The sequence below is a fragment of the Thioalkalivibrio sp. genome (assembly GCF_041690275.1).
Classification (GTDB): domain Bacteria; phylum Pseudomonadota; class Gammaproteobacteria; order Ectothiorhodospirales; family Ectothiorhodospiraceae; genus Thioalkalivibrio.
In genome coordinates this window covers 1-7,853 of sequence record NZ_JAWLHP010000089.1, presented here as the reverse complement: position 1 = coordinate 7,853, position 7,853 = coordinate 1, and the positions used below count along the sequence as shown (strand labels likewise).

6 protein-coding genes are annotated in these 7,853 nt (G+C 67.6%); 3 read left to right on the top strand and 3 right to left on the bottom strand.

Translation table 11 applies throughout. From position 1 onward, the window contains the following. Positions 1-648: 648 nt before the first annotated feature. Complete coding sequence (locus tag ACESMN_RS12755) at positions 649-1,983, bottom strand: sigma-54 interaction domain-containing protein (protein WP_373053986.1); 1,335 nt, start codon at positions 1,981-1,983, stop codon at positions 649-651. 128 nt (positions 1,984-2,111) lie between these two features. Between ACESMN_RS12755 and ACESMN_RS12750 the strand changes: the two genes are divergently transcribed. Further along, positions 2,112-3,209, top strand: coding sequence for an RNA ligase (locus tag ACESMN_RS12750; RefSeq protein WP_373053985.1), 1,098 nt, complete (start codon positions 2,112-2,114; stop codon positions 3,207-3,209). 24 nt (positions 3,210-3,233) lie between these two features. Here the strand turns inward: ACESMN_RS12750 and ACESMN_RS12745 are convergent, their stop codons facing one another. Continuing rightward, positions 3,234-3,830, bottom strand: a complete 597-nt coding sequence (locus tag ACESMN_RS12745) for an RNA ligase partner protein (RefSeq protein ID WP_373053984.1) — start codon at positions 3,828-3,830, stop codon at positions 3,234-3,236. A gap of 141 nt (positions 3,831-3,971) precedes the next feature. Here ACESMN_RS12745 and ACESMN_RS12740 point away from each other — a divergent pair, with 141 nt between their 5' ends. Further along, positions 3,972-4,568: a class I SAM-dependent methyltransferase gene (locus ACESMN_RS12740; RefSeq protein WP_373053983.1), complete on the top strand. Its 597-nt coding sequence runs from the start codon at positions 3,972-3,974 to the stop codon at positions 4,566-4,568. Positions 4,569-4,612: 44 nt separating this feature from the next. Here ACESMN_RS12740 and ACESMN_RS12735 read toward each other — a convergent pair whose 3' ends face one another. After that, positions 4,613-6,463 carry a hypothetical protein gene (locus ACESMN_RS12735; protein ID WP_373053982.1) on the bottom strand — a complete coding sequence of 617 codons (1,851 nt, stop codon included), beginning with the start codon at positions 6,461-6,463 and terminating at the stop codon, positions 4,613-4,615. Between the two features lie 332 nt (positions 6,464-6,795). Here ACESMN_RS12735 and ACESMN_RS12730 point away from each other — a divergent pair, with 332 nt between their 5' ends. Beyond that, on the top strand, positions 6,796-7,647 hold the full coding sequence (locus tag ACESMN_RS12730; RefSeq protein WP_373053981.1) for an ion transporter: 852 nt from the start codon (positions 6,796-6,798) through the stop codon (positions 7,645-7,647). The last annotated feature ends 206 nt before the right edge of the window (positions 7,648-7,853 follow it).

Genomic DNA, 7,853 nt, shown 5'->3' with positions numbered 1-7,853 from the left:
AAACGCCGCTCCAGTGCATCCGGCGGATACCCCGGGCGGGTGACCCGGGCCGACCGGGAAGGGTAGCAACCGAGCGGACGGCCTGCACTTACCGGCCAAAAAAAACCGCCCCGTGGGGCGGTGAAAGCGCGATGGAGGAGAATCGCGCACGCAAGTCCATAAAAACAAAGGCCAACGGCATGGGGGACGCCCGACAGGACCGGGTTCCGGACCGGATCGGAAGACCGCAGTGGACGCGGGTGGGACCGCGCGGACCGGCCAGCCTTATCGCACTGGATCTATATCGAATATGCGAGCAGCATGGCTCCGGCAATCGTCAGCGACGCCATGCCCGATGCGACCAGTATCTTCATGCTCTGTTCCTTTGACTCGGGCGACCCTCTGCGCCCCTCTCATGGAACCTAAGCACATGCCGTGCCAAATTATGACCTTTAGAAGAATATCTCTATTAACTGCATGTTTATATTATTTTTTCCAATATCTCTCCGGAGTAATTCGGATGGGATATTGCTGCAACTTCGAGAAGGGAGGTGCCACATCTGTCAGTTCTCCGGCGCCATCTGTCAGGCCGCTTCGCCGATGGCGATGGAAGACACCTCAGACATGCCTCGGGATGGCTCCCGGCAGCCCAGCCCCGGAGGCAATCCGCTATCTTCGGGAGCGGTGCTCCAGACCCTTCAGCTTGCGGTAGAGCGTGCGCTCGGACACGCCCAGCCGGCCGGCCAGCTCCTGGCGATCCCCGGGGAACTCCGCGAGCACCCGGCCGAGATAACGCTGCTCGAGCTCCTCCAGCGGGATCACCTCACTGCCCTGAGGGCACGGGTCCGGCGCCCGCTGCAGATCCAGGTCCGCTGCAAGTTCCCGCTCGCCGATCTCCTGACCGTCCGCAAGCAGGCTGGCCCTCTCGAGCAGGTTGCGTAATTCACGGATATTTCCCGGAAAGTCCATGCTCTGCAGGGTGGCCATCGCCTTCGGCGTCAAGTGCTTGCCCCGACCGGATCGGATGCGCCCGAGCAGCGCGGGCACCAGCAGCGGCAGGTCCTCGCGACGCTGGCGCAACGAGGGCAGGGGGATCGGGAAGACGCTGATCCGGAAATACAGATCGAGCCGGAATTCGCCGGCCGCCACCTGCGCCCGGAGGTCCCGGTGCGTCGCACAGACCAGGCGGAAGTCCGCCTCCTGCTCGACGCTGCTGCCCACCCGGCGGAACCGTCCGGTCTCGAGCAGGCGCAGCAGCTTCACCTGCATGGAAAGCGGGATATCGCCCACCTCGTCCAGAAACAGGGTCCCGCCCCCGGCGGCCTCGACCAGGCCGGTCTTCTGCGCTGTGGCCCCGGTGAATGCCCCGCGCTCGTGCCCGAAGAGCTCGCTCTCGAACAGGGATTCGGTCAGGCCGGCACACTCCACCGGCACGAAGGCTCCATTGCCACGGGCGCTCGCTTCGTGGATCGCGTGCGCAACCATTTCCTTCCCCGTGCCGGTCTCGCCGAGCAGCAGCACGGCTGCCTGGCTTGGCGCCGCGCGCTGCACCAGCTCCAGCATCCGCACGAAGGCCGGGGAACGCCCCACCATGCGGTCGGCGCTGGGTTCGGGGCTGGCGAGCCGCGTGTGCCGCATGATTTCCAGCACATACCGCACCCGTCCGTCCTCTCCGGGGATCGCCCGGGTCTCCACATCCACGTGTTCCTCACCCCGGGGCGTGTGATGCACGTGCATCACCCGGCTGACCTTCCCGGATTCCAGGGTCGACCGCAGCGGACAGCACTCACCGGCCTGGTCGCAGGGCTTCGCATAGCCGTGGGAGACCTCGAAGCAGCGCCGTCGCCCGGTCACCGGAGCCGTGCCGAAGATGCGCTGGTAGGCGGGGTTCGCCGCCAGGATGTTGTACTGGGAATCGAGCAGCACCGCGGGCTCCGTGTAGACCTCCAGCATCGCGAGGGTCTCCGCCGGTATGGCCGCGGAGGCGGTATCGGTTTCCTTCATGTCACTCGACCTGTCATTTTTGGCAGCCGGAGCTTAACAGCAACCACGGCCAGCCGCATTTCCCGGGCTGATCCGAAAGGGCACGGCCGTGCACTCCCAACGCGCGTTCTTCGGCACTAAACTGGGGCATGGACCGGCAAACACTCACGGATGCGCTGGCGCAGGACCGGGCGGAGAGTCACCACTTCGAGGGCCTCCGCTACGCGCGCCTGACCGAGACGGTGAGTGGCCACCCGCGCGGCAGCGTGGTGCTCCCCGGCGGCGCGGTGATCCGCGGCTACCCCTCGATCGCGCGCATCCATGCGCTGACTGCCGGACTGCGGCAGCAGTTCCAGGGGCCGTTCTGGGCCGAGGAAAAGATCGACGGCTACAACGTCCGCGTGGTCTTTCACGAGGGACAGACCTACGCCTTCAGTCGCGGCGGGTTCGTCTGCGCCTTCAGCACCGACCGTCTGCAGGACCTCCTGCCGCCCGGGATCTTCGAACGGGAGCCCGACCTGGTGCTGTGTGCCGAGATCGCCGGACCGGACAACCCCTATCTCGAGGGCTCGCCACCGTTCGTCACGGAGGATGTGCAGCTGTTCGTGTTCGACATGATGCGCAAGGGCCAGCCCGGCTTCCTGCCACAGCGCGAGAAGATGCGCCTGATCGAGGAGCTGGGTCTGCCCGCCACCCGGATATTCGGTCGGTTTCTGCCCTCGGATGAGGCTGTCCTGCGCGATCTGATCCTGCAGCTCGATGCCGAGGGCGCCGAGGGACTCGTACTGAAGGCCGAGTCCGGCGATACCCGTTCCAAGTATGTGACCGGCCGCTCCAATATCGTCGACATCGGCGTCTGCAGTGCCCAGCTGCTGGACCTGCCGCCGGAGTATTTCACCAACCGCCTGATGCGCATGGCAATCTTCATGCACGAGAACCGCCAGCACGGAGACCCCGATCTGGAACGCAGCCTCGGGCGGGCCTTCCTGGCCGGTCTGGAGCGAGCGGTCGCCGGGAGCCGGGGGCACGGCCGGGTGGACCACCGCTACCGCTGCCGCTTCCGGGAACACCGCAATGCGCTGCACTTCATCGCCCACATGGCGGCGACGGGGGGGCAGCGAGTGCATGTCCTGCCCGACATGCCGCGCGAGGAAGACGGTTACTGGGTGCTCGAATTCGAACGTGTGTTCGACCGCATGACCGGCACGCTTGCGACCGCGTTTTCCGGTGCCATCCAGTTCGATTGATCGCCGCCGGCCGCAGTGGCGCCCTCAACCGGCCGGCGCGCTCCCCCGCCCGTCCGCCAGGTTCTCCATCACCCGGCGCAGGTAGTCCGCCGTGATCAGCTTGATACCCATGCGGTTGCCCAGCTTGCGCATGCCCTCGTCGGCACTCGCCAGCTCGGCGTCCAGCTCGAGGGCCAGCAGCACCGCGTCCACGTCTTCCCGGGAGTCCACCAGCCCCTTGCGCATCGCCTCGCGAAAGCGTTCCCGGAGCTGGGTGATCAGTTCCGGTGGCATGTCGGCGGCGGCCCCGGCCCGCTTGGTATGCTCCTCCGCGATGCGCAGGCCGCGGTCGATCCGGCGGCGCACCTCGTCGATGAACTCGTACAGCACGTCACTGGGAATCGTCAGGGAGAAGCGCCGGGGCGAGCGCACCCAGACCACGGTCTCGAAATCGGCCGCCAGTTCCTCCAGGTCGCGCATCGTCCGGAACTCCTCGTACACCGACAGCGGCATGTAGAACTCCGCGGGACAGCCCCGGGCGAGCTGCAGGAAGGTGCGCAGCCCGTCGCCGGGATCCTCGCCGAACTGGCCGAAGACGTGGGGGTTGGTAAAGACGCTGGTATCCAGTACAAAGCGGCGCATCGCGGGTTCCTGCCGTGACCTGCAGGTCTGCCATCATGGTGGGACCCGTCGGGACCCGTCAACCGGCGTGCGGGCGTTCCCGGGCAACCCCCCGGGACGATCGTTGTCCATCAATGCACAGGCATTGACATGGAGGCTGGCATGCGCGGGATCGAGCATATCCCCTGGCTGTACGACGCACTGATGAGCGTGATGGACCTCACCGGCTTCCGGCGCTGGCGTCACAAGCTCGTGGGCGAGACGGACAGCCCCACGCTGGAGGTCGGCTGCGGAACCGGGCGCAATCTTCCGCTGTACCCTGCCGGTACCGAGGTGGTCGCGATCGATCCCGACCTCGGCGCATTGCGCCGGGCACGGCGCCGTGCGCCGCACGCATTGCTCGTCGTGGCGCGGGCCGAGGCCTTGCCCTTTCGCGCGCAGAGCTTTCCGGTCGTGGTCAGCGGGCTGGTCTTCTGCAGCGTCCGTGACCCGGATCAGGGCCTGGCCGAGATCCGCAGGGTACTGCTCCCCTCGGGGCAGTTGCGCATGATCGAGCACGTCCGCCACCACCACCCCGCGCTGGCCCGGATGCAGGACGGCGTGCAGCCCGCGTGGACCTGGTTCACGGGCGGCTGTCACCCGAACCGGGACACCGAGTCCGCGGTGGAACGCGCGGGGTTCTCGTTCGACCCCGAGGATCGGGTGGCCAGGGGGGTGATGCGTCGCTTCTCGGCCCGAATCCGGCCGGAAGAGACCTGAGAGAACGCCCCACGCCCTCCCCGCCTGCGCAGGGGCGGACCCCGCTACTGGCCGCCACCGATCAGCAGCGGCCCGATGTCCGTGCCATTGACCAGCAACTCGCCCCGGCTGCTGGCCTCCACCCGCAGGTAGTGGATCACCTCGCCCTCCGGACCGCTGCGCTCCTCCGCGGCCAGCTTCAGGACCGTCGCAACGGCCAGGATCTGCTGCCGCACCGCCTCCGAGGCGCTGAATGCAAGCGCATACTCGATCAGGGTGTCGAGATTCCGGATCTCCAGCTCGCTGCGGCCGTGCAGCGAGTCCGGGGCACCGGCATCGCCCTCTTCCACATGCGCATTCCCGCTCAGGCGAAGACCCGTGATCGGCAGATCGATCACGATCGCGTTGACGTCCAGACGGGTGCGGTTCTCGAGCATCGCGCGAAAGACATCGCCGGGCTCCAGGTCCAGTTCCGCGCCGCCATGGTCCACGATGGCGCCGGCCGGCAATCCGGAGGCCGACAGATCCAGGACCAGCTCGCGCGGAATGAACTCGCGGGGAATCGGCAGAAGACCCGTCGACAGGTCTGAAAGTCCGCGCTGGCGATAACTCAATGCCAGTCCCGGTGCCCGTGTATCGAGTTCGAGCAGGCTCAGACCGAACTCCAGCAGCTCGAGGCCGTAGACCGCCGCGTCCGGACCCTCCGGGCCCACCCGGCCACCGATGCCGTTGAGCGATGCACCGAGCACGATGCTGCCGACGCCCTCCTCCGTCAGCCCGATGAGGTCTTCCGCGGGGAGTTCGTCGGCCATCAGCGACAGCAGGCCCATCCGGAACAGGGCGTCGGGGGTGATGCGGTCGAGCCGCAGATCGACGGTGAATGCGTCCATGCGGTGGGCGCCATCGCCGTCGGCGAAATGCCAGTCGCGACCCTGCATGCCAATGCGCAGGTCGCGTTGCCGCGCGCCCTCCGCGCTGGGTGCGAAAGCAGATTCCAGCCGCGCCGCGCCCACGCTGAACCATGCCGGGTCGCCGGGTTCCCCAGCGCTCAGGTCGACGAGCTCCAGCGTCGTTTCGAAGCCGCCGAGCGCGGCCAGCGCCTCGGCCAGGAGCGCTTCCGGATCCTGCTCCGCCAGCCTGTCCGGATCCGCGGCCAGGTCCGCGATTGCGGAGATCGCGACAAGATCGACGTCCCGGTACTCGGCCCCGATGCGCAGGCCGCCCAGTCCGGCCATCAACTCGCCGGCCGAATCCTCCAGCAGCATCCGATCCACGGTCACCGCCAGCGGTCCCGAGACGACCCCTGGTTCGGATTCCGCCAGTTGCAGGTCCAGCTGGAGCCGGTCGGCCTGGATCCTGCCCGGGGTTCCCTCGGAGTCGCCGGTCTTCCCCACGCTGCCGCGGTCCGCTCCGATCGCGTCCGCGTCGAACGTCAGGGCAAGACCGCCGAGCCGCAGATCCGCGGTGAGCATGGTCCCGAGATCCTGGGCCCACAGTCCGCTCAGGGCCCGCTCGTCGATCTCGAGGACTCCCAGCGCGTTTCCGTGGCCGTCGCGCAGTCTCATCTCGCCGGGGATCTCCCACTCCGTCTGCCAGCGTCTCTCGGCCACCGGATGCAGGACCACGGTCAGCGTGCCCAGCTCCAGCACGGCAATGTCCGCAACCCCCTCGCCCCGCGAGGGATCCCGCAGGACCAGCGAGTCCATCACCATGCGCAGCGACCCGTCCGGCCGTTCGAGGATGTCGAGCTCGCCCTCCATCCGCAGCGGCGAATCGGGTGCCGCCAGGACCTCCAGCCAGGCCTCGCGCACCGACTCCGCCCGTTCGGAGAGCGCGGCCGCCACCGCCGGCTGCAGGAACCCCCACGTGAACACCGCCGCCAGCGCCGCCCTGCCCAGAATTCGCGTGATCGTCATTCGTTCTCTCTCCATTCGCGTGGCCACGGAGCGCGGCCCACCTTCCGTCGAGCCGTCCAGGGAAGGTTCCGCATGCGTGTCCTCACACCCATCGTCTTGCCGACACTGTACCTCGAACCCTACGCGCTGCGCCCTCTACCCCTGCCCCCCAGCCCGCGCGCGAGGGATCCAGCGGTGGCGGATTGCGTGCCCCGAGCCCGGCAACAGGGGCCGAAGCCGGGATCCCGTGGGTGCAAGGCCCCGCGCCGGGGTCTCCGGCGGTGTTTGCCCGGATGCAGCCTTTCGCCTACATTGGCGCGTCCCTGAGCATCCGCTGATATACCGAAAAAACGATGAGCGAGTTCACCGGTGCCCTGCGCCTGCGCCTGACCCGCGTGGTCGAGGCGCATCTCACCCAGCGCCTGATCATTGGGTTGATCCTGCTGAACGCCCTGACCCTGGGGCTCGAGACCTTCGACGCGGTGATGGCCTCCTTTGCCGGGCCGGTGATCCGCGTCGCCGACAAGCTCATCCTCGCGGTCTTCACCGTGGAGGTGCTGGCCAAGATGATCGCGTACGGAGGGCGGTTCTGGCGCAACCCCTGGCACGTCTTCGACTTCTTCGTGGTGGGCATCGCGCTGGTCCCCGGCACCGGCCCGTTCTCGGTGCTGCGGGTACTCCGCCTGCTGCGGCTGGTCTCGATGGTGCCGAAGCTGCGCTTCATCGTCGAGGCCCTGTTGCGAGCGATTCCCGGCATCGCCTCGATCCTCGCTCTGCTTGCGCTGGTCTTTTACGTCTTCGCGATCATCGCCACGGGCCTGTTCCGGGAAAGCCATCCCGAATGGTTCGGCTCGCTGGGTGCGTCGATGTATACCCTGTTCCAGGTGATGACACTGGAGAGCTGGTCGATGGGCATTTCCCGCCCGGTGATGGAAGAACACCCGTGGGCCTGGGCCTTCTTTGTTCCCTTCATCCTGATTGCAACCTTCACCGTGCTGAACCTGTTCATCGCGATCATCGTCGACGCGATGCAGCGAATGCATGAACACCAGGTCGCGGCGGAGGAGAAGACCATCACCACGGTGGTGCACGAGGAAAACGCGAGCCTGCACGCGGAGCTCGCCGCGCTGAGCGAGCAGACGCAGATGCTGCAGGCGCGCCTGAGCCGTATGCAGGCGCTGCTGGAGGAGCGGCAGAGGGGTTGAGCATCGGACCCTGCCGCGGCCCGAAGCACCGCCGGAGGCCAGTGCCCGGCCGGGCAACCCGCCGCGCCCGATCGCCGCGAGGGTGGCCTTCCGCAGGGGGCTGAGGCGGCCGTGTAGGAGCGTGCCCCGCACGCGAAGGGGCGCCGGGTTGGGATACCCGGCGTTCGGCGCGCCGGCGGCGCGTTCGCGAGCAGGCTCGCTCCTAC

Excerpts from the sequence above, each read along its gene's own strand:
- ACESMN_RS12745 (WP_373053984.1), bottom strand. The coding sequence starts at position 3,830 with ATGCGCCGCTTTGTACTGGATACCAGCGTCTTTACCAACCCCCACGTC.
- ACESMN_RS12735 (WP_373053982.1), bottom strand. The coding sequence starts at position 6,463 with ATGACGATCACGCGAATTCTGGGCAGGGCGGCGCTGGCGGCGGTGTTC.
- ACESMN_RS12750 (WP_373053985.1), top strand. The coding sequence starts at position 2,112 with ATGGACCGGCAAACACTCACGGATGCGCTGGCGCAGGACCGGGCGGAG.
- ACESMN_RS12755 (WP_373053986.1), bottom strand. The coding sequence starts at position 1,983 with ATGAAGGAAACCGATACCGCCTCCGCGGCCATACCGGCGGAGACCCTC.
- ACESMN_RS12740 (WP_373053983.1), top strand. The coding sequence starts at position 3,972 with ATGCGCGGGATCGAGCATATCCCCTGGCTGTACGACGCACTGATGAGC.
- ACESMN_RS12730 (WP_373053981.1), top strand. The coding sequence starts at position 6,796 with ATGAGCGAGTTCACCGGTGCCCTGCGCCTGCGCCTGACCCGCGTGGTC.